Raw genomic sequence first — 22,233 nt, 5'->3', positions numbered from 1 at the left:
ACGCCCTGACAAAAATCGGGGCGTTTTTTTATGCGTATTGGCCACGGCTACGATGTTCACCGTTTCGCTGAAGGCGACTTCATTACTCTGGGCGGCGTGCGTATCGCACACGGCTTCGGGCTGCTCGCGCATTCAGACGGTGACGTTTTGCTGCACGCCTTGAGCGATGCATTGCTTGGCGCGGCCGCCTTGGGCGATATCGGCAAACACTTCCCGGACACCGACCCGCAATTCAAGGGCGCCGACAGCCGCGTGTTGCTGCGTCACGTGGTTTCGTTGATCCACGCCAAAGGCTGGAAAATCGGCAACGTCGACAACACGATCGTTGCCCAGGCGCCCAAGATGGCGCCACACATCGAAGCGATGCGCCAGCAGATTGCCGAGGATCTGCAGGTTGACCTTGACCAGGTGAACGTGAAAGCCACCACCACCGAGAAGCTTGGCTTCGTCGGTCGCGAAGAAGGTATTGCCGTCCATTCCGTTGCGTTGTTGCTGCGCCCATGACCGAACTCGAACTATTGGGCCCGCGGGCCTACGGTGAGTCGCTGGGCAGCGCGGTACTCAAGGCCACGGCGGAAGATTTCCAGGTCGATGAAGTGCTCGACATTCCGTTGAGTGGCGATGGCGAGCACCTGTGGATCTGGGTTGAAAAACGTGGCCTGAACACCGAAGAAGCGGCCCGGCGCCTTGCCAAGGCTGCCGGGGTACCGTTGCGCACGGTCAGCTATGCCGGGCTCAAGGATCGCCAAGCCCTGACTCGCCAGTGGTTCAGCGTGCAGCTGCCAGGCAAGGCCGACCCGGATTTGTCGGCGGCGGAAAATGAAACGCTGAAGATCCTCAAGATCGGTCGCCATCGGCGCAAGCTGCAGCGCGGCGCGCATTCGGCCAATGGTTTCACCCTGCGCCTGACCCAGTTCAAGGGCGACAAAGAGGCTATCGAAGCGCGTCTGCAACAGATTATTCGCCAAGGCATTCCGAACTATTTCGGCGTCCAGCGTTTTGGCCATGACGGCGCAAACGTCGTTGATGCCCGTGCCTGGGCTGCTCGCGGGGCATTGCCGGAGCAGCGCAACGTGCGTTCGCGCCTGCTGTCCACGGCCCGTAGCTTTCTGTTTAACAAGGTGCTGGCGGCCCGGGTGGCCGATGGCACCTGGCAAACCGCCCAAGTAGGCGATTTGCTGGCGTTCACCGACAGCCGCAGTTTCTTCCCGGCGGGCGAAGCTGAATGCAGCGATCCGCGCCTGGCAATCCTCGACCTGCATCCGACCGGGCCTCAGTGGGGCGAAGGCCCTTCGCCCACCGCTGGCGCGGTATTCGAGCTCGAGCAAGCCGTCGCCGAAAGCGAGGCCTCATTGCGAGACTGGTTGATAACCGCGGGAATGAGTCACGAACGTCGTATCCTGCGACTGCCCATCGGCGGGCTGTCGTGGCATTATCCCTCGCCTGACATTCTGCAATTGGAATTCGTCCTGCCGGCCGGATGCTTCGCCACTGTCTTGGTGCGCGAACTCGTCGATCTGGTGCCGGTAGGGCAGACGGACAGCCCATGCGTATTCTGATTTCTAACGACGATGGGGTGACAGCACCCGGCCTTGCCGCGCTTTATGCTGCGCTGGCGGATTTTGCCGAATGCGTGGTCATCGCCCCGGACCAGGACAAGAGCGGCGCCAGCAGTTCGCTGACGATCGACCGTCCGCTGCACCCCTGTTACCTTGAAAACGGTTTCATCAGTCTCAACGGCACGCCGACCGATTGTGTGCACCTGGGCCTTAACGGCCTGTTGGAGCGCGAGCCGGACATGGTGGTCTCAGGTATCAACCTGGGCGCTAACCTGGGCGACGACGTGCTGTATTCCGGTACTGTCGCGGCAGCCCTGGAAGGTCGTTTCCTGAACCAGACCTCGTTTGCCTTTTCGTTTGTTTCACGGCAGGTCGATAACTTGCCCACCGCCGCCTACTTCGCCCGTAAACTGGTGCAGGCCCACGGCGCGCTGGACCTGCCGCCGCGCACGGTGCTGAATGTGAACATCCCGAACCTGCCGCTTGACCATATTCGCGGCATCCAGCTGACCCGCCTGGGCCATCGTGCCCGCGCCGCCAAACCGATGCACGTCGTCGACCCGCGCGGCAAGGCTGGCTACTGGATCGCAGCCGCCGGCGATGCCGAGGACGGCGGGCCTGGCACGGACTTTCATGCGGTCATGCAAGGCTATGTCTCGATCACGCCCTTGCAGTTCGATCGGACCTTCAACGATGCCTTCCTACATCTCGATGGCTGGCTGGAGGGGCTGCGCTGATGGCTCGCGAACAAGACGATATGCTCCGCCGCGGAATCGGCATGACCTCCCAGCGTACCCGGGAGCGACTGATCCAGCGGCTGTACGAAGAAGGGCTGTCCAACGCCCAAGTGCTGGAAGTGATCCGTCGCACGCCACGGCATTTGTTCGTCGATGAGGCCTTGGCCCATCGTGCCTACGAAGACACCGCGTTGCCAATCGGCCACAACCAGACCATTTCCCAGCCTTATATGGTCGCTCGCATGAGCGAGTTGCTGCTTGAGGCGGGGCCGTTGGACAAGGTGCTGGAGATCGGCACGGGGTCGGGTTACCAGACCGCGGTATTGTCGCAACTGGTGGAGCGGGTGTTTTCCGTGGAGCGCATCAAGGTGCTGCAGGATCGCGCCAAGGAACGCCTGGTGGAGCTGAACCTGCGCAACGTGGTGTTTCGCTGGGGCGACGGTTGGGAAGGCTGGCCGGCGCTGGCGCCTTATAACGGCATCATTGTCACGGCCGTTGCCACGGACGTGCCGCAGGCCTTGCTGGACCAACTTGCCCCCGGCGGGCGCCTGGTCATTCCGGTAGGCGCGGGCGAAGTCCAGCAACTGATGCTGATCGTTCGCGAAGAGCACGGTTTTTCGCGACACGTTCTTGGGGCGGTGCGTTTTGTGCCGTTGCTCAATGGACCGTTGGCCTGAGCATTTATCAGCGAGCGCTGAATTCCATGGCATGGGCTGTGTCTTACGGCTGCACCGGTCAGTCAAGCGCTGGCCTGTCAAACGGCGTTCAACAGCGTCGAGCAAACGTGTGCGGCAGCCTTTCGCGCTTCCTTTATAGAGGAGCAGCATCGGCCAGCCACGCGACAACAGGTCTGCCTGGACAGGCAGCTGTCCATTTCTTCAGCCACCACAAAGGGAGCGGCGGGTGAGTCTCACAGTCATTGCGCAGCGTATGGGTATCACGAGCTTTAAGCGCCTGGTGACTGGCCTTCTCTTGAGTACCTTGCTGGTCGGTTGTTCCAGTACGCCATCGGGTAATGTCCGGGTGGTCGATCGCAACAATGCGACGCCACAACGTCCTACAGTGACGACCGGCCAGTATGTAGTCCGTCGCGGCGATACTCTTTTTTCCATCGCTTTTCGCTACGGCTGGGACTACAAAGCCCTCGCGGCCCGCAACAACATTCCTGCGCCTTATACGATCCATCCGGGTCAGACAATTCGCTTTGATGGTCGCAGCGGTTCAACGCCGACCGCGGTCGTCACGCAGTCGGGTTCGACCTCTTCATCCTCGAGCAAAACCACGGTCATCCGTCGTCCGGCCGGTGCTGCGGCGGCAACTGTACCGTCCGTCGCGAACAAGCCGGCGCCTGCGCCGATGCCTCCAGCAGGCCCCGCCCCGACCGGCTGGGGGTGGCCTTCTAATGGCGTTCTCATTGGAAAATTCTCTTCAAACGGTAGTTTGAATAAAGGAATTGATATCGCCGGGGATTTGGGACAGCCTGTTTTAGCCGCGTCTGATGGCACGGTTGTGTACGCCGGGAGTGGTTTAAGGGGCTACGGCGAACTCGTGATCATCAAACACAGCGATACCTACGTCAGTGCCTACGGTCACAACCGCAGGCTGTTGGTTCGGGAGGGGCAGCAGGTCAAGGTCGGACAGACAATTGCCGAAATGGGCTCGACGGGTACGGACCGGGTGAAACTGCATTTTGAGATTCGCCGACAAGGTAAGCCCGTAGATCCGCTGCAATTCCTGCCACGTCGTTGATTTCAGTTGTCAGCCTGTTCCGTCACGTAGAGGGAACAGGCTCCAGCGTTGCCAAGGATAAAGGCGTCGCTTGAGCTTGAGGTCGAACTCACCAAAGGACTATAACAATGGCTCTCAGTAAAGAAGTGCCGGAGTTTGACATCGACGATGAGGTGCTCCTGATGGACACCGGCATCGCTATGGATTCGATGTCGAATGATGAAGGGGCGACTCCACCTTCCGTTCGTGCCAAATCCAAACACTCCGCTTCACTTAAACAACATAAGTACATCGACTACACCCGGGCGCTGGACGCCACTCAGCTTTACCTCAATGAAATCGGCTTTTCGCCGCTGCTCTCCCCCGAGGAAGAAGTTCATTTTGCGCGCCTGTCGCAAAGCGGTGATCCTGCCGGTCGCAAACGCATGATTGAAAGCAACCTGCGCCTGGTGGTGAAAATCGCCCGACGTTACGTCAATCGTGGGCTTTCGCTGCTGGACCTGATCGAAGAGGGCAACCTGGGGCTGATTCGCGCCGTCGAGAAATTCGATCCCGAGCGCGGCTTCCGTTTCTCGACCTATGCCACTTGGTGGATTCGCCAGACCATTGAACGGGCAATCATGAACCAGACCCGGACCATCCGGTTGCCGATTCATGTGGTCAAAGAGCTGAATGTCTACCTGCGGGCCGCTCGTGAATTGACCCAGAAACTCGACCACGAACCCTCGCCCGAGGAGATCGCCAACCTGCTGGAAAAACCGGTGGGGGAGGTCAAGCGCATGCTTGGGCTCAACGAGCGTGTTTCTTCGGTAGACGTCTCGCTGGGGCCTGACTCGGATAAGACCCTGCTCGATACCCTCACCGATGATCGACCCACCGATCCGTGCGAGCTGTTGCAGGACGATGACCTGTCCCAGAGCATCGATCAGTGGCTCTCGGAACTCACGGACAAGCAACGGGAAGTGGTGATTCGCCGCTTCGGCTTGCGCGGTCATGAGAGCAGCACGCTTGAAGACGTCGGCCTGGAGATTGGATTGACTCGGGAGCGGGTCAGGCAGATCCAGGTTGAAGGCCTCAAGCGCCTCCGGGAGATCCTGGAGAAGAATGGGCTGTCGAGCGAATCGTTGTTTCAATAGCACCCGACGCAAGCACGGCAGGAAAAGCCCCGACTGGTTCGGGGCTTTTGCGTTTTGCGGCCGCAGTTTTAAGTCCTACCCAATTTGTAGTTCAGTTTGTAAGCCTTTGCCTAGTGTTACGTAAGTGTTCGGTTTCCCGCCGATAGGATAGATGGCTAAGAAAGGCGTAGATTTTTTCTATTTCATTGTTCTATAAGGATTTATTTTTTGTGTCTGAGGCGTTACAGCGGAAAAGGGGACGGACGAGTCTGATTGCACTACAGCAGGAAAATACTAATATCAGTCCTGTGTCGACGGACAGACACACCCGTCAAGGACGATGGGTAGGAAGGACATCGCAGGAGCGATTCATCAGGACGATGAAAAGGATTAAAGGGATTAGGGAAAAAATGTGGGCGGGTCAAACCGCCCCTTTTTTTGTCTGCGATTTGCCAGGCTCGAAAAAGCAAAAAGGCCCGCAAGGGGCCTTTTCAGCGAACGTCGAATGATCAGCGTTCCAGGTCGGCGATCTTGCCTGTCTTGCCATCCCACTCTTCGGCGTCCGGCAGGGCATCTTTCTTCTCGGTGATGTTCGGCCAGATGTCCGCCAGCTCGGCGTTCAGCTCGATGAAGTTCTCCATGCCAGCCGGCACTTCGTCCTCCGAGAAAATGGCATTTGCCGGGCATTCCGGTTCACACAGGGCGCAGTCGATGCACTCGTCCGGGTGGATGACCAGGAAATTCGGCCCTTCGTAAAAGCAGTCCACCGGACACACTTCTACGCAGTCGGTGTACTTGCACTTGATGCAGTTGTCGGTGACGACGAAGGTCATTTCTAATTCTCTCCTCAGGCGGCGGCAGCGGAACCCCTTCACGGTGGGCTCGCCAGGTTCGGGAGCGATGGTCTGCAGGCTAGGCTAATGGCCCGCAGCATCCCAAACCGCGCGAGATTCTAACAGCTTGAAAGCCTGTGCGTTAGATCCGTGTCTTCAATGTATAGAGCAATTCAAGTGCCCGGCGTGGCGTCAGGTCGTCCAGATCGACTTTGGCCAGTTCGTCGAGCACCGGGTGCGGCAGGCTGGCGAACAGATCGCTTTGCTGCGGCACGGCTGGCTTGCCTTTGGTCGGGCGCGGCGCCTCGTGCGGCAGGCTGGTGGTTTCCAGGCGACTCAGGTGCTCGCGGGCACGGGTGATGACGTCGCTTGGCACGCCGGCCAGTTGCGCCACTGCCAAACCGTAGCTCTGGCTGGCCGGGCCGGGCAGCACATGGTGCAGGAACACGATGCGCTCGTTGTGCTCGGTGGCGTTGAGGTGGACGTTGGCCACCAGTGGCTGGCTTTCCGGCAACACCGTCAGTTCGAAATAATGCGTGGCGAACAGCGTGTAGGCCCTTAACTGGGCCAGGCGTTCGGCCGCCGCCCACGCCAGGGACAGGCCGTCGAAGGTGCTGGTGCCACGGCCGACTTCGTCCATCAGCACCAAACTGCGCTCGGTGGCGTTGTGCAAGATGTTCGCGGTTTCGCTCATTTCCACCATGAAGGTCGAACGCCCGCCGGCCAAGTCGTCGCTGGAGCCGATCCGGGTGAAGATGCGGTCCACCAGGGACAGCTCGCAGCTCGCCGCCGGCACGAAACTGCCGATATGTGCCAGCAACACGATCAGCGCGGTCTGGCGCATGTAGGTCGATTTACCGCCCATGTTCGGACCGGTGATCACCAGCATGCGGGTGTTGTCGTCCAGGCTCAGGTCGTTGGCCACGAACGGCGTGGTCAGTACTTGCTCGACGACCGGGTGACGGCCCTGGCTGATGCGCATGCATGGCTCGCTGACGAAGCGCGGGCAATTGAGGTCCAGGTTCAGTGCGCGCTCGGCCAGGTTGCTCAAGACGTCCAGCTCCGCCAGTGCGCCGGCGGTGTCTTGCAGTGGCGGCAGTTGACTGATCAAGTCTTCCAGCAGCGCTTCGTAGAGCATCTTCTCGCGGGCGAGGGCACGGCTCTTGGCCGACAGCGCCTTGTCTTCGAAGGCCTTGAGTTCTGGAGTAATGAAGCGCTCGGCGCCTTTGAGGGTCTGGCGACGGATGTAGTCGGCCGGGGCCTGTTCGGCCTGCTTGCTTGGCAGTTCGATGAAATAACCGTGGATGCGGTTGTAGCCGACCTTGAGGTTGGCCAGGCCGGTACGGGCTTTTTCCCGGGCCTCGAGGTCAATCAGGAACTGGCCGGCGTTTTCGCTCAGCGATTGCAACTCATCGAGTTCGGCGTCGTAACCGGTCTTCAACACGCCACCGTCACGGATCACCGCGGGTGGGTTGTCAATAATGGCTTTTTCCAGCAATGCCGCCAGCTCCGGGTAGGTGCTGGTGGTGCACGCCAGTTGTTGCAAATGCGGGGCTTCGAGGTCGGTCATTGCCTCCTGGAGAGCGGGCAGGGCGCCGAGGGCATCGCGCAAGCGCGCCAAATCGCGGGGGCGGGCGTTGCGCAGGCCGATACGCGCGAGGATCCGCTCGATGTCGCCGATATCCTTGAGCTGCGGTTGCAACTGCTCGAAGCGATAGCGGTCGAGCAGGCAGGTAATGGAGGTTTGGCGCGCCAGCAAAACGGTCAGGTCCCGCAGCGGACGGTTCAGCCAGCGGGTCAGCAAACGGCTGCCCATGGCGGTCTGGCATCGATCGACCACCGATTGCAGGGTGTTGTCGCGCCCGCCGGCCAAGTTGGTATCCAGCTCCAGGTTGCGTCGGCTCGCGCCGTCCAGCACGACCGTGTCATCCAGGCGTTCGTGACGCAGGCTGCGCAAATGGGGCAGGGCGGTACGCTGGGTTTCCTTGGCGTAGGCCAGCAGGCAGCCGGCGGCGCCGATGGCCAGGGTCAGGTTCTCGCAACCAAAGCCCTTGAGGTCTTGTGTGGAGAATTGCTGGCAGAGACTTTTCAACGCTGAGTCACGCTCAAAATCCCACGGCGCCCGACGACGTACGCCACGGCGTTTTTCCGCCGGCAAGTCTTTGGGCCAATCATCGGGAATCAACAGTTCCACCGGGTTGACCCGCTCCAGCTCCGCCAGGAGGTTTTCCCAGCCCTTGATTTCCAGCACCGAGAAATTGCCGCTGGTGATGTCCAGCACCGCCAGGCCGAACAGGCGCTCATCGCCCAGGACGGCGGCGATCAGGTTGTCCCGGCGTTCATCCAGCAGCGCTTCGTCACTGACCGTGCCCGGGGTGATGATCCTCACGACTTGGCGTTCAACCGGCCCTTTACTGGTGGCCGGGTCGCCTACTTGCTCGCAAATCACCACGGATTCGCCGAGCTTGACCAGCTTCGCCAGGTAACCTTCCGCCGCGTGGTAAGGAATCCCACACATCGGAATCGCCATGCCCGCCGATTGCCCACGCGCCGTCAGGGTGATGTCCAGCAACTTGGCGGCCTTCTTCGCGTCTTCATAGAAGATCTCGTAGAAGTCGCCCATGCGGTAGAACATCAGCTGGTCGGGGTGCTGATTCTTCAGGCGCCAGTACTGCTGCATCATGGGCGTGTGGGAGGACAGGTCGTTCACGGCGGTATTCATGGGTATCAGGGAAGCTCGTTGAAAGGTGTAGGGCAAAAGGAGGGGCATTGGCCCGGCTTTTCCGCGATGGGCGCAAGGTTAACATGGGGGGTGGGGGGCGACCCAGGGATGAGTGCTTCGATAAGGTTAGTGAAACTGGGCTTTTGTCCTCCAAATTTGCCCTACATGTGGCGAAAAAATATCTGTGAAGCACGAACCAGGCAAAAGAAAGCCCGACGCATGGTCGGGCTTCGCTTCAGTCTTGAAAACAGGCTCGTTTCGCCTCGGCCTGCATCATGACCAGGTTTTGCTGCTTGGTAGCTTCCATCAAACCCAACAAGCTCTTCGTCTTTCTTAAGTGAATACTACGGCTATACATACGGCCATTTTTTGTTTCTGTTCAAGCGGACCTGTTTACCTCACCTCAACCACATCCAACGCTCGATTCGCCAACAACTGGCTCAGCTCAATCATCTGCTGGACCCCCAGCGCGATATTTCGTCGCGAGCCCTTCAGGTCGAATGCCAGGTCGCTGACCATGGCGTTGGCCGAGGCCAGGGTTTCGCTGAGGTTGGCGAGCAGGCTTTCGACGTCGATGTTGGGGGCAATGATGAAAAGAGTATCAACCGGTTCGCCGGTTTCTTTGTCGGCTTTGGGTTGAGGTAGTAATCAAGGGCGCGGGTGGCCGCTTCGTCGAGTTTCTTAGCGTTGGCCGATTGAGCGCGGGAGATGTGGTCTTTCGGGGGATTCGGAGTTGGCTTGGACATAGTCTTGGATCCTTAAGTTGGAGCCGCTACCAATCCGCTACTAAACGAGATGGGTGGCAGCTGTACGCAGGTTAGTAGACCGGGGATCCAAGGAACCGGCGCGCCCGAGGGCGCCCTGCGCACAGCTACCATTGAGCACAGGTAAGAAACACCAGGCTGAATGGAGCAGTGAGCACCTTGGAATACCGAGCTACTAAACCCGATCACTGATGGGCAGTGATGGAATCAAGGTACCGGTGGGGCCCAAGGCGCACAAGCCGGCGGATTCTGGCGTAGTTGTAGGCAGAGGCGCAAGAAAACGTAGCCTTGCGTCACACATTTGAAGGACGGGGGCGGCGCATTTTCCTAAGGACTTGTAGGCCGATTCCGTGGCGAGGGAGCTTGCTCCCGCTGGGCTGCGCAGCAGACCCTTTTTTGTGAGCGCTTCGCACTGGAGCGCCAGCCCGGTCAAGCGGGAGCAAGCTCCCTCGCCACAATGAATGCAATTGGTTGGAATTGCATACTTATGCAAATCAGCATTTGTCTTCCGCAAAAAGAACAAGCATTATGCGCGTTATGCAAAAACGCAACGTTTCTACCGTATTAAGAGCATTGCTCGATCAGCACCGGATCTCCCCCACGGAGCTTCACCGGCGTACCGGCGTGCCTCAGTCCACCCTCTCGCGGATCCTCAGCGGCAAGATTGTCGACCCTTCGGATAAGCACATCTCGAAGATCGCCGAATACTTTGCCGTGAGCACCGACCAGTTGCGCGGGCGCGCCGACATTGCGTCGGCCGGCGGCAGCCGTCGCGAAGAGCCGCATTCCGAACTCAAGGACATAAGCCTGTGGGACGATGACACGCCCGTCGAGGAAGACGAGGTGTCCGTTCCTTTTCTGCGTGAGGTTGAATTGGCTGCTGGATCAGGAAGATTCGTCATCGAGGAAAGCGAGCGCTCCAGCCTGCGCTTCGGCAAGCGCAGCCTGCGCCATAACGGCGTGCAGTTCGACCAGGCCAAGTGCGTGACCGTGCGCGGCAACAGCATGTTGCCGGTGTTGCGCGACGGTGCGACGGTCGGGGTTAATGCGGGCAAGTGTGGGATCGGCGACATCGTCGACGGTGACCTCTACGCCATCAATCACAACGGCCAGTTGCGGGTAAAGCAGCTTTACCGCCTGCCCACCGGCATTCGCCTGCGCAGCTTCAACCGTGATGAACATCCGGACGAGGACTACACGTTCCAGGAGATGCAAGACGAACAGATCGTCATCCTCGGTCACGTCTTCTGGTGGGGCATGTACGCCCGTTAACCCCTGCGCTGTCAGATAAAACCCGCCACCGTGCGGGTTTTTTTTCACCTCCTGATAACCCGCGACCCCGTATCTGCAAGGGTTTCATGCATTAGCGCATTCGACATGCATAAATAAATGCATTTACGCATTGACTGTATATGCATACATGCATATCCTGTGTCCAAGCCGCTCGACAAAGCGGCTGGCAACGAAGCTCTTTAGTTCCACCAACAGGCAGCGATGAACCGGCCTTTAACGGTTCAGAGGGTTGGCAACTGACCCGGGTGTGCAGCGTAAAGCACCAGAAGCAGTTATCCGGCGGGCAGGGGCCGCGGTCGGAAGAACAATTTGAATGGATCCGTACCGCGCCAGTCGCGCCGAAAGATCAAGCGCATTACTGAAAAGCCTGGGCGACCGGGCTTTTTGGAATGCCTGTGCCGCGAGGTACTTCAAGCCGTCGTCAAGGGAAGGTAAAGAAGGCATTCCCCATTTCCCTGGCGCAACCATCCATCTTCTGACCCGGAAAAGATCCCGGTCCTACCCATCATCAATCACCCCCAGGAAGCCTGACATGACAAACGAGCAACAAGCGTTGCTGGACATGCCGATCTGGCTGGTCATCGTGCTCGCCCTGGTGGGCGGGGTGACTGGCGAGATGTGGCGTGCCGACAAGGAGGGCGCCCGTGGCTGGTCGCTGCTGCGGCGCCTGGCCCTGCGCTCCGGCGCCTGCATGGTCTGTGGCGTTTCGGCGATCATGCTGTTGTACGCCATGGGCCTGTCGATCTGGGCCGCCGGTGCCTTCGGCTGCCTGACCGCGATGGCCGGGGCGGACGTGGCCATCGGGCTTTACGAACGCTGGGCCGCCAAGCGGATGGGCGTCAGTGAGCTACCGCCGCGCGATTCCCGTTCCGACCGACATTAATCCCTCGCTGCTGACTTTCGTGCCGCCATAGAAACAGGAGGCCTAGATGCCTGCCGTCCTTGAAAAACCGTCGCAGCTGTTCTTCGCCATTGCCCAGACGCTGCGCGCCACTTATCCCGCGTTGAAAGTCGGTAGCCCTCAGGATTTCGATGGCACCGACGATCAACCCTGGGTGCTGATTGCCATTGAGCGTGATGCTCCCGGCCATCGCGCCAACGACGGACGCGTTGCTCATGCCCTGACGGTTTCCCTGCAAGTGGTCATGGCGGTGCCCGGATGGGACGCCTGTGACTTGGCCGCTGAGCTGAAACACCTGCTCATGGATAACCGCTGGGGCCTGCCGGGCGATCAATGCGACCTGCCCACGGAGCTCGACGGCATGCCGTCCACGTTCATTAACCCGGTACGAACCTACACCGCCTGGACCCTTTCTTTCAGCCAAACCCTGTACCTGGGCCCGACGCTGCTGGAGGACCCGCTGGGTATCCCGAAATTCGCCCGTACCTGGGAAATTTCGGACATCGACGACCCGGACCAATACACCGCACTCGAGGGCTGAACCATGTTTGATGCGCTGTTGCGGATGCATCTGGCGCCGATCATCGAGCGTCTGGCGCAGATGGAAACCGAATTCGAGGACTTGCATCGGCGTGCGGAGAGTTTCTGCCGCATCGGCGTTTGCCAGGAAGTCGATGCGGCCAGCAACACCTGCAAAGTCAGCCATGGTGGACTGCTGACTCCGGCGATCCGCTTTTTCAACCCGAGCGCCGGCGCCCAGAGCGAGTCGCGGATTCCGTCCGTGGGCGAGCAGTGCCTGTTGCTGAACCATGGCGGCGGCGAGAGCGGTGGGCAAGCCGTGGCGCTGTTCGGCCTTAACGGCGGCCAGTTCCCGCCCGTCTCGACAGAGGCTTCGCTGACGCGTCGCCTCTATCAGGACGGTACGGAAAACGGCTACGACCATGCCAGCCATGTCCTGCATTGGATGAACGGCCCGGCGACGTTCAGCGGTTCCCGTGAATCGCTCCAGTTGAGCATTGGCCCATCGAGTCTGGTGATGACGCCGCAAACCATCGAACTAAAACTGGGCGCCGTCGGCATTCGGCTCGACGCCTCCGGCGTGCATTTGAGCGGCCCGGTGGTAGATCACCAGGGGCGCGTCATCAGTACCGCATAAAGGATTTCCCATGATTGGAATCGATCGCAATACCGGCGCGACGGTCGACGACTGGCTGCAATTCGTGCAGCGCGCCACCCGTGCATTGACCACGCCGTTGGGCACTCGCCAGAAGCGGCCTTTGTATGGCTGCGCACTCACCCAGTTGCTCGGACAAAACCTCGGCGACGACCTGCTGATACTCGCCCAGAGCCACGCGGCCCAAGCGTTCTACAACCCGCACAACGGCATCGACGATTTTGAGCCGCAAGTCATCGTCGCCAATCGACAGGGCGCTGGTTTGTTGTTGCGCTTCGCCGGCACCTGGAAAAACCGCAAACAGACTTTCGAGGTGGTGACATGAGCATGTTGATACCCGGCCAGAACCAACTGGCCGAACCGGCCATCGTCACCGTCGAAGCGTTCGAGGACTTGCTCGCAGAGTTCAAGACCTTCGTGGTCGAGTACGTTGCCGCACGCTCTCCCGCCAGCGCTGCCAAATTGGTGGACAGCCTCGAAAACGAAAGCGAACTGCTGACCCTGGCCCTCGAGGCGTTCTGTGTCCGGCTGCAAACCCACGAACGCAAATACAACGCCCGCATCAAGCAGATGCTGGCATGGTGGGCCACGGGCACCAACCTCGACGCTCGCCTCGCGGACATGGGGCTTGAACGCCAATTGCTCGACCCGGGCGACCCGGCGGCGTTCCCGCCCGTGCCCCCGGTCTACGAGAGCGATGACGATGCGCGGTTGCGCTACTACCTGGCGCCTCACGCCCCGGCGGCCGGCTCGCGCATGCAGTATCGGCGGGAGATTTTTACCCTGGGGCAACGTCCCGTGGTGAAGGTCGAGAATGCCTCGGCGGGGGTGGTGACGGTCACCTATACCTTCGACCCGGACAGCTACGCCGCCCAGATCAAGGACGGTAACGGACGCCGTACCGCACCCGGAGAAGTCACGGTCACGGTGCTGTCCCGCGACGGCGATGGAACGCCGTCCGCAGCGTTGCTCGACGGCGTCCGCGAGCACTTCGCCCGACCGGATGTACGGCCCGAGACGGACTTGGTCATCGTGCAGGCCGCGCAAATCAAACCTTACAAAATCCGCGTCGTGGCGAAGATCAATCCCGGGCCTGACTCGGGCCTGACCCAGGCTGCCGCACAACAGCAACTGCTGGACTATGCCGAGGCGTGTCATCGCCTGGAAGGTCGAGTGGACCCGAGCTGGATCGACTACACGCTGCACAGCGCTGGCGCGGTTCAACTGCAGATTCTCGAACCGCTTGCGCCGATTGTGACGACGGCTTTCCAGGCGCCGTTCTGCACGGGCGTCGAGGTCGAGGTGGATACATTATGAGTGACGACACACCTCGCCCGGGCCTGCTGCCGGTCAACAGCTCACCGCTGGAGCGGGCGCTGGATCTCGGGTTTGCCCGGCTGCTGGAACGCATCGATCCGCCGTTTCCCGAACTGATGAATCCGCGTGGAACGACATTGGCGTTCCTGCCTTATCTGGCGGCGGATCGTGGGGTCAAGGAGTGGAGTTCCGAGGCTGCGGAGACGGAAAAACGCCTGACGGTCGAACTCGCCTGGCCTACCGCTCGACAAGCCGGTACACGAACGGCGCTGGAAAACGCGGCCAAGGGGCTGCGATTGAGGCCTGAAGTGCGGGCTTGGTACGAGCAAACGCCACCCGGGCCGCCCTACAGTTTTTCGGTCAGGGCGTTTACCGAGCAACCCTACAGCGAAGAAATCGACGCCCGTCTCGACCGTCGCCTGGCCGACGCCAAAAGCGAGCGCGACACCTTGACAGTTTCCGTCGGCTTGAGTGCCTTCGGCCGTCACGTTATCGGCGCCGCGACGCTGTGCGGTGAACTGACCACGGTTTATCCCGCCGTCATCGATGGCCTTGAAGCCTCGGGCCAAGCCTTCACCGCTGCCGGGCTCTACACCGTCGAAACCTCCACTATTTATCCACAGGGGTCCTAAATGGCCGACTACTACACCCTGCTCACTGACGCGGGGATTGCCTACGAAACCGCCTGCAAGGCAGCGGGCCTACCAATCAAACTGTCGCAGATTTCCGTCGGTGACGGCGGGGGTGCTGTCTACAACCCGGCGGCGACCGCCACCGCACTCAAGCGCGAGGTCTGGCGCGGACCACTCAATGCGCTGTTCCAGGACGAAAAAAACCCGAGTTGGCTGCTGGCTGAGGTGACCATTGCGCCTGATGTTGGCGGTTGGTATGTGCGCGAAGCCGGCATATGGACCGATACCGGGATTCTGTACGCGATCGTCAAATATCCAGAGTCGTTCAAGCCGGTGTTGGCCACCTCGGGCTCAGGGAAAGAGTTTTATATCCGTTCGATTTTCGAGACCAGCAATGCGGAACTGGTGACGTTGTTGATTGACGATACGGTGGTCAAGGCGACGCGGGCATGGGTCGCAAGTTATGTCGCGGATGAGCTTGCCAAGCTCGACAGGAAACAGTCTGTGCGGGTGGCGACGACAGCAAACATTGTGCTGAGCGGTGCGCAGACCGTCGACGGCGTTGCCGTGGTGGCTGGGGACCGGGTGCTTGTCAAGTCGCAGACGTTGGCGAAAGACAACGGTATCTACGTGGTTGCGAACGGTGCTTGGATTCGGGCTAAGGATGCTGATTCGAATGCCGATGTCACCTCGGCGCTTATTGTCTCCGTGGAAACGGGGGCTACGCTTGCCGATACGATCTGGCAGCTCATTACTGATGGCTCGATCGTATTGGGAACGACGTCGCTGACGTTCCAAGACATTACGGCAGGGTATGCCCGATTGTTGTCGCCAGCCTTTGGGGGCAATCCAACGGCGCCGACACCACCCCAGTTCGATAGCTCTCTCAGATTGGCGAGTACTGCCTTCGCAAAACGGATGGGTGTCGAATATTCGGTTTTTGTCCCGCTTACGGTCAGTACCGCACTCGGGGCGTCGTACGTAGGCGGCGTTGTATCCGTCTCATCCGCTACGCCGATCAACATTACGTTGCCTCCGACCACCGGGGTCGCTGAGGGCGCTACGGTCGAGGTAGTGAACGCTGGGGCTCCTGCCGTTACTGTCCTGGCGGCCGGCACTGACGTTTTGGCTTCCCCGCTCATGGCAGTGACTACGGTCGTTCTGGGTACGGGGGATAACGCCGAGTTCGTGAAAGTGTCAGGGACGTGGCGTTTGCGTGGTGGGGCTATGGCTCTTAAATACGCCTCGGTTTTTGGAGGTGCGTTGACAGCTAATGGGTATCAGAAGCTCCCAAGCGGTTTAATCATCCAGTGGGGCACTGCCGGGACTACAAATGGGTTTGGCACATGGACTTATCCAATAGCATTCCCTAATTCAGTGTTTCGTGTGTTCGCAAGCAATGACGCGTCGTCCTCTGGCACAAGCATGTATGCATGTGGTGCCCATCCCACTTCTGGAAGTCCTAATGTGTCAGCCACCTTGGCGAGTCAATTGGCGACGGGGGGTGATGCCATCTTTCTATTTGCCATTGGTTATTGAGGGACGGAAGAAAATGCCTAATCTATTAACGACCGACTCATCTGTCCCGGACATCGGTGCTATTGAGTACGGGGTGAGAAAATGACTCTTTATTCAAGCAAAACAACGGGTGGTTTCTACGATGACTCTATCCACTCCGCCGAGAAAATCCCTCCAGACGCGGTTGAAATAACCCAGAAGCTATATACAGAGCTTCATGAGGGGCAGTCGTTGGGGAAACGGATCTCCAGTGGCGAAGATGGTTATCCGATACTGGTCGATCCACCTGCGCAATCGCCTGAGTTTTTGGCAGCAATTGAGCGCCTGTGGCGTGATGGTCAGCTCGTTTTGACCGATGGCATGGTTGCCCGGCACCGTGACGAGTTGGAAGAAACACCGGAAACCACACTTTCTGTCGAGCAGTACTCGGAACTCCAGGCTTATCGTCGGGCGCTGCGTAAGTGGCCGGAGACGAGCGAGTTCCCACTGGTCGATCACCGTCCGATAGTCCCGTCCTGGTTGCCTGAGCAGTCCCAATAAACGCCCCGCACCGACGGGGCGTTTTCTTACCCACTCAAAACCAAAGCCCCTCCCCGTAGGGGCTTTTTCATACCCGGAGAAAACCAAAAATGGCACTACGCCAAACCTACACCGTGCTCCTCCCATTCCCCACCGGAGGCGGTCACTGGTCGACCACCGGCCAGGAACTGGACCTGCTCGACGTCGAGGCCAACGCCCTGCGCAGCGCCGGTCGCCTGGCGCTGAAGAAAACCGAAGCCGTCGAACCGGCTTCTACATCCAACCCGGCCAAAAAGGCCACCACCCAAAAGGCTGAATAACCATGGCTGAGGTTTTGAACTTCGAGCACAACGGCATCACCGTCAACGCTACTGAATCCCCTGAGGCCATGGGTGGCCTGGGTGACAACGTCATCGGGTTGGTCGGCACCGCGCCGAATGCCAACGCGCTGATTCCGAAAAATACCCCGTTCCGTATCAACAGCTTCACCACCCAGGCTCAGCTGGACCCGACTGGTGCCGAGGCGGGGACGTTGTTCCACGCGGTCTACCAGATCCTCAAAGTGGTCAAGGTACCGGTGTATGTGGTTATCGTCGAAGAGGGCGCGACCCTGGCCGACACGCAGAACAATGTGATTGGCGGCATCGAGGCGCAGACCGGACGCAAGTTGGGTCTGGCGGCGTTGAGTGGCGTCGCCGAAGACCTGACCATCATCGGCGCGCCGGGCTTCACCGGCACCAAGGCGGTGGCGAGCGAGTTCGCTTCGTTTGGCAAGCGCATCAAGGCCCGTGTGGTGCTCGACGGCAAGGACGTCTCGGTCGCCGATCAAGTGACTTACAGCCAGGAGCTGGGTGGCGCCGACCTCGGTTTTGACCGTTGCCTGGTGGTGCACAACATGCCGGCGGTGTATTCCAAGGCGGCGAAGAAAAACGTTTTCCTGGCGCCGTCGAGCCTGGCCATCGCTGCCCTCGCCAAGGTCAAGCAATGGGAGAGCCCGGGCAACCAGGTGACCTTCGCCGAAGACGTTTCCCGCACTGTGGAATACAACATCCTCGACACCTCCACCGAAGGCGATCTGCTCAACCGCTACGGCGTCAGCTATTACGCCCGGACCATCCTCGGCGGCTTCTCGCTGCTGGGTAACCGCTCCATCACCGGCAAGTTCATCAGCTACGTCGGCCTTGAAGATGCCATCAGCCGCAAGCTGGTGAAGGCCGGCCAGAAAGCCATGGCGAAGAACCTGACCAAGTCGTTCATGGACCAGGAGGTCAAGCGCATCAACGACTGGCTGCAAACCCTGGTCGCCGACGAAACCATTCCTGGCGGCAGCGTGTACCTGCACCCGGAATTGAACAGCGTCGAGAAGTACAAGAACGGCACCTGGTATGTGGTCATCGACTACGGCCGCTACGCGCCAAACGAACACATGATTTATCAACTCAATGCCCGCGATGAAATCATCGAGCAGTTCCTGGAGGACGTTCTCTAATGTTTACCAACCGCGTAAGACAGGCCATTGCGGCCACCCTGCAGGGCCTGCCGTTGTCGGCGACTGTGGAAGAATTCACGGCGCCGAAAATCGAATTCGAAATGGAAGAAATGCGCGGCGGGCGTTTCATCGGCGAGGAGATGGCCAAGAGCGGCAAGGCGCTGACGGCCAAGCTGGTGCTGCAAGGCGTCGGCCCGGAAATCATGCTGGCGCTGGGCGTGAGTGTCGGTGACGACATCCTGCTGAACGTGCGCGAAGCCGGTCAGGATCAGGACGGCAACACGTGGTTCACCTATCACACGGTGGGCGGCAAGTTGAAGTCCTTGGACGAAGCTGCGTTGAAGATGAACGAGAAACCCATCACCACGCTCGAGCTGGCCTGTCGTACCTACAACCGTCTGGAAAACGGCATCCCAGTGATCGACATCGATGTGCGCACCCAGAAGTTCGTGCTCAACGGCGTCGACATTCTTGGCGACGCCCGCCGTGCGGTATTGCTGCCTTAAGCCAGAAACCAAACGGCTGACCCGATCTGTGGACGCGTGTTCGTTCCACAGGTCGCTCGCCGATTCAGCAAGGAATACACATGTCCTGGACACCTCCTGTTCACGTCCTGTTGTCGCCGATCACGGGTGACGATGGGACGCAAATCGAACAGCTGCAACTCAAGCCGCTGTACTACTGCGCGCAAAAAGACGCCCTCGCCCGTGCGGGCGATGACGAAGACGATCAGTTCTTCGAACTGGCCAAACTGGCGACCGGCCTGTCACTCAAGGAGCTGGATCAACTCAAGCGCCCGGACTACGTGAGCATCGCGCAATACGTACACGAAATGTCCACGCGCCCGACTTCCCACTTTTCGGAACAGGTGGATGGCGGGCCCGCCGATCCCGACCAGATACAACTGCTGCAACCCCTCGACGTCGCGGGCCGCAGCCTGACCTCGTTGACCCTGGAAATGCCCGTGCTGCGGGCCACCAAGGCGATGAAAAAACTGAAGACGGCCAAGGAACGCGCCGAGTTCATCACGGCCCATTGCACTGGCCTGATGCTTCCCGACCTGGCCTCGCTGACCGTGCCCGACTGGACGCAACTTCAGGTACGCATCGACGATTTTTTAAACAAACCGGCGGACTTCTTTCGGAGCGCGACATCGAACTGATCCTCGATGTGGTGCCGCTCATTTACTCAGTAAGTGAAGCGGAGATCCTCGAGTGGGACGCCGGCAAGGCCTTGCGCCGATACGACATCGCGATCAGTCGCCTTGGTGTGAAACAGGAGTAGAGCGCAATGGCGGACGATAGATATTCCCTCAGATACGCAGCCTTCGATAAGAGTGGGTTAGCGGCCCCAAATGCCAGCCCCACGAGCAGTGTGATTATTTCCGCCGGCGATCGGCTGCCAGGATTCAACCTGGCGCTGGAAAACCTCGGGCTCAAGCTCGGCCTGCTGACCACGGCGGTCGAGTCGCTGACCTTGAAGCTTTCGGCGCAACGGGCGTTCTTCCAGACGATGGGCGCTGGCGCCGCAGGTGAGTCGGCCAATGATCCGAAGGGTAAGGCGGGCCGCGGTATCGAACCTCCGGCGCTGTTGAAACCCGCGATTGAAATGGATTCGGCCATGGCCGACCTCAAACAGGCCGGCCAATTCACGCCTCGCCAAATTGCCGAGATGGCTGAGCCAACCCAGCGTATCGCCAGCGCGCCACTGGTGGCGGCCGGTGGAACCACGGCGGTTGAGCTGGTGAGGATGCAAAGCCTGGCCGCTAGGAATGGAATTGGCAGTGAACTGCCCAATGCCCCGGACCGGCAATTGGCACTGTTGCGTTTTGCCAGTGATGCAGGCGTGACCGCCTCGACGTTCAGAATGCCGGCCATGGAAGCCGCCGAGATGCTGCTCGGTTGGCGTACTTCCATGAAGCTCAGCGCAGAGAAAGCGTTTGATCTGGCGGATGCGACCAACCATTTGGGCAAGATTAGCGGTGGTGCGAAAGCGTGTGATATCGGCACCGTGTTGCAACGTGACGGAGCGGCGGCGACTTCGGTAGGCCTGCAGCCAGCGCAAGCCGCAGCGTTGACGGCGGCGTTGCTCAATACCGGTTCGCAACAGGCTGAAGCTGGCGCGGCGCTTGGTAGTTTTACGACTGCGTTGGGCAAGGGCAATCAGGTCTCCGCGACCGAACAAGCGGCCTGGAAGCAACTGGGGCTGGATCCCAAAGCGGTGGCGAGCGGCATGCGCGACAAGGACGCCGCGCCGGGGACGGTGATGTCGGTGCTTGCAGCGTTGAACGCGCAACCGGCCGACAAACGCGCGAACCTTGCCTCTTCGCTGTTTGGTACGGGCAATGAGGCGGTGCTGCGCATGGCGCAGAAACTGGACGACGTGAATGCAGCCTTCTGGCAGGTGAAAACTCCAGGTCAATACGCCACTTCACAACTGGGCAATGACGGCTCGGTGAAGCAGGACGCGCTGGCGCTATCGAATACCCTGCAAGGCCGGTTGAACGTCCACAACGCCAGCAACGAACGTCTGTCGTTGGCCGCTGGCAATGCCGTGGCGCCTGTGATGGACAGCTCGCTGCAATGGCTCGGTTCGCTGAACGACGGCATGAGCGAGTTGGCCGAAACCTCACCTAAAGCCACCGCTGCCATTGTACTGGTCGGCGCGGCGCTCAAACCGCTGGTGGGAGCGTTGCTTAAAGCCATCACCGATGAGCTGAGTAATCGAACGGCCAAGCGGATATTGGAGCCGGCGAGCGCTGCGAAAGCCGAGGTTGGCGGGAGCGTTGGTCGTTCTCTGCAGGGCTTGAATACTTCAGCGCGCTCGCTGCGCTTTATGCCCGGAGCGCCTGTTCTCGGCGCTGGCCCTCAGCTAGTCGAAGGCGCAATGAACGGCGACGTCCAGATGATTGGCGCAGGCCTGGGAGCTGCGGGCGGCGGCTGGGCCGGGGCTTCGGCCGGTGCGACTGCGGGCGCCACGCTCGGCACCTTTTTCGGTCCGGGTATCGGCACCGCCATTGGTGGAGCCCTCGGCGCGATTGTCGGCGGTGTGGCGGGAAGCTGGATCGGCGGTGAGTCGGGTTCCTGGCTGGGCGAGAAGCTCGCCTCGCCCGTCGACAAACTCCCTCCTGCGGATCAAGCCACAAGGGATCTGCCCCAAGCCCAGGTCGCCACCCAGCAAAACGTCTTGACGGCGAACATCTACATCAATGGCCAGGACCAGGCCAGCGCCGCTCAATTGGCGAACCTGGTGGTGCAACAAATCACCAGCCAATTCCAACTCATGCCTAATTCACTTGCCATGCGCAGTGATGCGGCCCTGACCGACGGAGTGACCTGATGCGTCAGCAAATGGCGTTGGGCAGTTTCATTTTCGGGCTGTCTCGCAATTTCGCCTACCACTCCCTGGTTCGCACCTCGGACGGTGGCTGGAAAAGCATCGACATCCTCACTAGCAAACCCAAGTCCAGCCAGGTCGGCCAAGGCCTGCAAGGGCTGACCATTACCGGCAAGTCGATGTACGCGACCGCCATGGATCGACTCGATGAGCTGCGCGCATTGCAAGCGCTGCGCAGGCCTTTGCCGCTGGTGGACGGCATCGGCCGCAACTGGGGCTTGTGGCAAATCAACAAGGTCTCGGAAACCCAGACCGAGATCATCGACGACGGCACCGCGATGGTGGTTGGCTGGGTGATTGAATTGACGGAGTTCGCCAATGCGTAGGATTCGAAGCATCGCCGGCGACTCGGTGAATCTGTTGTTGTATCGCGAGCTTGAACGTTGTGATGACGCCGCCGAAGAAGCGCTCTGGCGGCTGAATCCGGGGCTGGCAGAATGGGGCCCGGTATTGCCTGCGGGCGTGTGGGTCGTCCTGCCGGAAGTGGAGCTCAAACCTGTTGCAACCCCACCGGTTTCGGCCTGGGATTAAGGAGG

The 22,233-nt window shown here is 60.0% G+C and carries 24 protein-coding genes and 1 pseudogene; 22 read left to right on the top strand and 3 right to left on the bottom strand.

The genetic code is table 11. The annotated features are described in order from the left end of the window. Positions 1 to 30: 30 nt before the first annotated feature. The 6 genes from ispF to rpoS all read left to right on the top strand — a co-directional run bounded on the left by ispF (position 31) and on the right by rpoS (position 5,160). The gene (ispF, locus tag J3P95_RS19945; RefSeq protein WP_434558423.1) at positions 31 to 504 is read left to right on the top strand and encodes a 2-C-methyl-D-erythritol 2,4-cyclodiphosphate synthase; all 474 of its coding nucleotides are present in this window, start codon (positions 31 to 33) and stop codon (positions 502 to 504) included. After that, positions 501 to 1,559: a tRNA pseudouridine(13) synthase TruD gene (truD, locus tag J3P95_RS19940; RefSeq protein WP_434579972.1), complete on the top strand. Its 1,059-nt coding sequence runs from the start codon at positions 501 to 503 to the stop codon at positions 1,557 to 1,559. Before ispF ends, truD begins: the two co-directional genes overlap by 4 nt. Beyond that, positions 1,547 to 2,296, top strand: coding sequence for a 5'/3'-nucleotidase SurE (gene surE, locus J3P95_RS19935; protein ID WP_434558421.1), 750 nt, complete (start codon positions 1,547 to 1,549; stop codon positions 2,294 to 2,296). Before truD ends, surE begins: the two co-directional genes overlap by 13 nt. Positions 2,297 to 2,337: 41 nt before the next feature. Further along, the gene (locus tag J3P95_RS19930) at positions 2,338 to 2,973 is read left to right on the top strand and encodes a protein-L-isoaspartate(D-aspartate) O-methyltransferase (protein ID WP_161796107.1); all 636 of its coding nucleotides are present in this window, start codon (positions 2,338 to 2,340) and stop codon (positions 2,971 to 2,973) included. Positions 2,974 to 3,199: 226 nt separating this feature from the next. Beyond that, positions 3,200 to 4,045 (top strand): peptidoglycan DD-metalloendopeptidase family protein, encoded by an 846-nt coding sequence (locus J3P95_RS19925; RefSeq protein WP_434558420.1) that lies wholly within the window; start codon positions 3,200 to 3,202, stop codon positions 4,043 to 4,045. A gap of 107 nt (positions 4,046 to 4,152) precedes the next feature. Continuing rightward, on the top strand, positions 4,153 to 5,160 hold the full coding sequence (rpoS, locus tag J3P95_RS19920) for an RNA polymerase sigma factor RpoS (RefSeq protein ID WP_186611216.1): 1,008 nt from the start codon (positions 4,153 to 4,155) through the stop codon (positions 5,158 to 5,160). 488 nt (positions 5,161 to 5,648) lie between these two features. Here the strand turns inward: rpoS and fdxA are convergent, their stop codons facing one another. From fdxA to J3P95_RS19905, 3 genes and pseudogenes are all read right to left on the bottom strand, one after another. Beyond that, entirely contained in the window at positions 5,649 to 5,972 is a 324-nt protein-coding gene (gene fdxA / locus J3P95_RS19915; RefSeq protein WP_030139464.1) for a ferredoxin FdxA, read from the bottom strand. Between the two features lie 142 nt (positions 5,973 to 6,114). After that, positions 6,115 to 8,682: a DNA mismatch repair protein MutS gene (gene mutS, locus J3P95_RS19910; protein WP_434563919.1), complete on the bottom strand. Its 2,568-nt coding sequence runs from the start codon at positions 8,680 to 8,682 to the stop codon at positions 6,115 to 6,117. 405 nt (positions 8,683 to 9,087) lie between these two features. Beyond that, a pseudogene (locus tag J3P95_RS19905) lies at positions 9,088 to 9,440 on the bottom strand (DUF6124 family protein). Positions 9,441 to 9,995: 555 nt separating this feature from the next. On the opposite strand from J3P95_RS19905, the gene J3P95_RS19900 reads away from it, so the two are divergent. The 16 genes from J3P95_RS19900 to J3P95_RS19825 all read left to right on the top strand — a co-directional run bounded on the left by J3P95_RS19900 (position 9,996) and on the right by J3P95_RS19825 (position 22,228). Next, positions 9,996 to 10,730: a LexA family transcriptional regulator gene (locus tag J3P95_RS19900; RefSeq protein WP_434563917.1), complete on the top strand. Its 735-nt coding sequence runs from the start codon at positions 9,996 to 9,998 to the stop codon at positions 10,728 to 10,730. Between the two features lie 553 nt (positions 10,731 to 11,283). Next, complete coding sequence (locus tag J3P95_RS19895; RefSeq protein WP_434558419.1) at positions 11,284 to 11,634, top strand: phage holin family protein; 351 nt, start codon at positions 11,284 to 11,286, stop codon at positions 11,632 to 11,634. 46 nt (positions 11,635 to 11,680) lie between these two features. After that, positions 11,681 to 12,193 carry a hypothetical protein gene (locus J3P95_RS19890; protein WP_434558418.1) on the top strand — a complete coding sequence of 171 codons (513 nt, stop codon included), beginning with the start codon at positions 11,681 to 11,683 and terminating at the stop codon, positions 12,191 to 12,193. Between the two features lie 3 nt (positions 12,194 to 12,196). Next, positions 12,197 to 12,808: a phage baseplate assembly protein V gene (locus tag J3P95_RS19885; RefSeq protein ID WP_434558417.1), complete on the top strand. Its 612-nt coding sequence runs from the start codon at positions 12,197 to 12,199 to the stop codon at positions 12,806 to 12,808. Between the two features lie 10 nt (positions 12,809 to 12,818). Continuing rightward, positions 12,819 to 13,151, top strand: a complete 333-nt coding sequence (locus J3P95_RS19880) for a phage baseplate protein (RefSeq protein WP_434558416.1) — start codon at positions 12,819 to 12,821, stop codon at positions 13,149 to 13,151. Then, the gene (locus J3P95_RS19875; RefSeq protein WP_434558415.1) at positions 13,148 to 14,143 is read left to right on the top strand and encodes a baseplate J/gp47 family protein; all 996 of its coding nucleotides are present in this window, start codon (positions 13,148 to 13,150) and stop codon (positions 14,141 to 14,143) included. Before J3P95_RS19880 ends, J3P95_RS19875 begins: the two co-directional genes overlap by 4 nt. Next, complete coding sequence (locus J3P95_RS19870) at positions 14,140 to 14,775, top strand: phage tail protein I (protein ID WP_434558414.1); 636 nt, start codon at positions 14,140 to 14,142, stop codon at positions 14,773 to 14,775. Before J3P95_RS19875 ends, J3P95_RS19870 begins: the two co-directional genes overlap by 4 nt. Further along, positions 14,776 to 16,314, top strand: a complete 1,539-nt coding sequence (locus J3P95_RS19865; protein WP_434558413.1) for a phage tail protein — start codon at positions 14,776 to 14,778, stop codon at positions 16,312 to 16,314. A gap of 81 nt (positions 16,315 to 16,395) precedes the next feature. After that, positions 16,396 to 16,833 (top strand): phage tail protein, encoded by a 438-nt coding sequence (locus J3P95_RS19860; RefSeq protein ID WP_434558412.1) that lies wholly within the window; start codon positions 16,396 to 16,398, stop codon positions 16,831 to 16,833. An 89-nt stretch (positions 16,834 to 16,922) separates the two neighbouring features. Continuing rightward, positions 16,923 to 17,132, top strand: a complete 210-nt coding sequence (locus tag J3P95_RS19855) for a hypothetical protein (protein WP_434558411.1) — start codon at positions 16,923 to 16,925, stop codon at positions 17,130 to 17,132. A gap of 2 nt (positions 17,133 to 17,134) precedes the next feature. Then, the gene (locus J3P95_RS19850; RefSeq protein WP_434558410.1) at positions 17,135 to 18,301 is read left to right on the top strand and encodes a phage tail protein; all 1,167 of its coding nucleotides are present in this window, start codon (positions 17,135 to 17,137) and stop codon (positions 18,299 to 18,301) included. Beyond that, positions 18,301 to 18,807, top strand: coding sequence for a phage major tail tube protein (locus J3P95_RS19845; protein ID WP_434558409.1), 507 nt, complete (start codon positions 18,301 to 18,303; stop codon positions 18,805 to 18,807). The genes J3P95_RS19850 and J3P95_RS19845 overlap by 1 nt, the downstream gene beginning before the upstream one ends. A gap of 80 nt (positions 18,808 to 18,887) precedes the next feature. Continuing rightward, on the top strand, positions 18,888 to 19,463 hold the full coding sequence (locus tag J3P95_RS19840; protein WP_434558408.1) for a phage tail assembly protein: 576 nt from the start codon (positions 18,888 to 18,890) through the stop codon (positions 19,461 to 19,463). 212 nt (positions 19,464 to 19,675) lie between these two features. Next, positions 19,676 to 21,640 carry a phage tail tape measure protein gene (locus tag J3P95_RS19835; RefSeq protein ID WP_434579977.1) on the top strand — a complete coding sequence of 655 codons (1,965 nt, stop codon included), beginning with the start codon at positions 19,676 to 19,678 and terminating at the stop codon, positions 21,638 to 21,640. Beyond that, positions 21,640 to 22,023: a phage tail protein gene (locus J3P95_RS19830; RefSeq protein WP_434558406.1), complete on the top strand. Its 384-nt coding sequence runs from the start codon at positions 21,640 to 21,642 to the stop codon at positions 22,021 to 22,023. The genes J3P95_RS19835 and J3P95_RS19830 overlap by 1 nt, the downstream gene beginning before the upstream one ends. Further along, positions 22,016 to 22,228 carry a tail protein X gene (locus J3P95_RS19825; RefSeq protein ID WP_434558405.1) on the top strand — a complete coding sequence of 71 codons (213 nt, stop codon included), beginning with the start codon at positions 22,016 to 22,018 and terminating at the stop codon, positions 22,226 to 22,228. Before J3P95_RS19830 ends, J3P95_RS19825 begins: the two co-directional genes overlap by 8 nt. Positions 22,229 to 22,233: the final 5 nt, after the last annotated feature.

The sequence above is a fragment of the Pseudomonas sp. Z5-35 genome, from assembly GCF_051131945.1.
In the GTDB taxonomy this organism is placed as follows: Bacteria; Pseudomonadota; Gammaproteobacteria; order Pseudomonadales; family Pseudomonadaceae; genus Aquipseudomonas; species Aquipseudomonas marvdashtae.
Note: the sequence above shows the minus strand (reverse complement) of the source record. Positions and strands in the feature narration are given on the sequence as shown.

Coding starts and splice junctions, on each gene's coding strand:
- ispF (WP_434558423.1), top strand. CDS start 31: ATGCGTATTGGCCACGGCTACGATGTTCACCGTTTCGCTGAAGGCGAC.
- truD (WP_434579972.1), top strand. CDS start 501: ATGACCGAACTCGAACTATTGGGCCCGCGGGCCTACGGTGAGTCGCTG.
- surE (WP_434558421.1), top strand. CDS start 1,547: ATGCGTATTCTGATTTCTAACGACGATGGGGTGACAGCACCCGGCCTT.
- J3P95_RS19930 (WP_161796107.1), top strand. CDS start 2,338: ATGACCTCCCAGCGTACCCGGGAGCGACTGATCCAGCGGCTGTACGAA.
- rpoS (WP_186611216.1), top strand. CDS start 4,153: ATGGCTCTCAGTAAAGAAGTGCCGGAGTTTGACATCGACGATGAGGTG.
- fdxA (WP_030139464.1), bottom strand. CDS start 5,972: ATGACCTTCGTCGTCACCGACAACTGCATCAAGTGCAAGTACACCGAC.
- J3P95_RS19900 (WP_434563917.1), top strand. CDS start 9,996: ATGCAAAAACGCAACGTTTCTACCGTATTAAGAGCATTGCTCGATCAG.
- J3P95_RS19895 (WP_434558419.1), top strand. CDS start 11,284: ATGACAAACGAGCAACAAGCGTTGCTGGACATGCCGATCTGGCTGGTC.
- J3P95_RS19890 (WP_434558418.1), top strand. CDS start 11,681: ATGCCTGCCGTCCTTGAAAAACCGTCGCAGCTGTTCTTCGCCATTGCC.
- J3P95_RS19885 (WP_434558417.1), top strand. CDS start 12,197: ATGTTTGATGCGCTGTTGCGGATGCATCTGGCGCCGATCATCGAGCGT.
- J3P95_RS19880 (WP_434558416.1), top strand. CDS start 12,819: ATGATTGGAATCGATCGCAATACCGGCGCGACGGTCGACGACTGGCTG.
- J3P95_RS19875 (WP_434558415.1), top strand. CDS start 13,148: ATGAGCATGTTGATACCCGGCCAGAACCAACTGGCCGAACCGGCCATC.
- J3P95_RS19870 (WP_434558414.1), top strand. CDS start 14,140: ATGAGTGACGACACACCTCGCCCGGGCCTGCTGCCGGTCAACAGCTCA.
- J3P95_RS19865 (WP_434558413.1), top strand. CDS start 14,776: ATGGCCGACTACTACACCCTGCTCACTGACGCGGGGATTGCCTACGAA.
- J3P95_RS19860 (WP_434558412.1), top strand. CDS start 16,396: ATGACTCTTTATTCAAGCAAAACAACGGGTGGTTTCTACGATGACTCT.
- J3P95_RS19855 (WP_434558411.1), top strand. CDS start 16,923: ATGGCACTACGCCAAACCTACACCGTGCTCCTCCCATTCCCCACCGGA.
- J3P95_RS19850 (WP_434558410.1), top strand. CDS start 17,135: ATGGCTGAGGTTTTGAACTTCGAGCACAACGGCATCACCGTCAACGCT.
- J3P95_RS19845 (WP_434558409.1), top strand. CDS start 18,301: ATGTTTACCAACCGCGTAAGACAGGCCATTGCGGCCACCCTGCAGGGC.
- J3P95_RS19840 (WP_434558408.1), top strand. CDS start 18,888: ATGTCCTGGACACCTCCTGTTCACGTCCTGTTGTCGCCGATCACGGGT.
- J3P95_RS19830 (WP_434558406.1), top strand. CDS start 21,640: ATGCGTCAGCAAATGGCGTTGGGCAGTTTCATTTTCGGGCTGTCTCGC.
- J3P95_RS19825 (WP_434558405.1), top strand. CDS start 22,016: ATGCGTAGGATTCGAAGCATCGCCGGCGACTCGGTGAATCTGTTGTTG.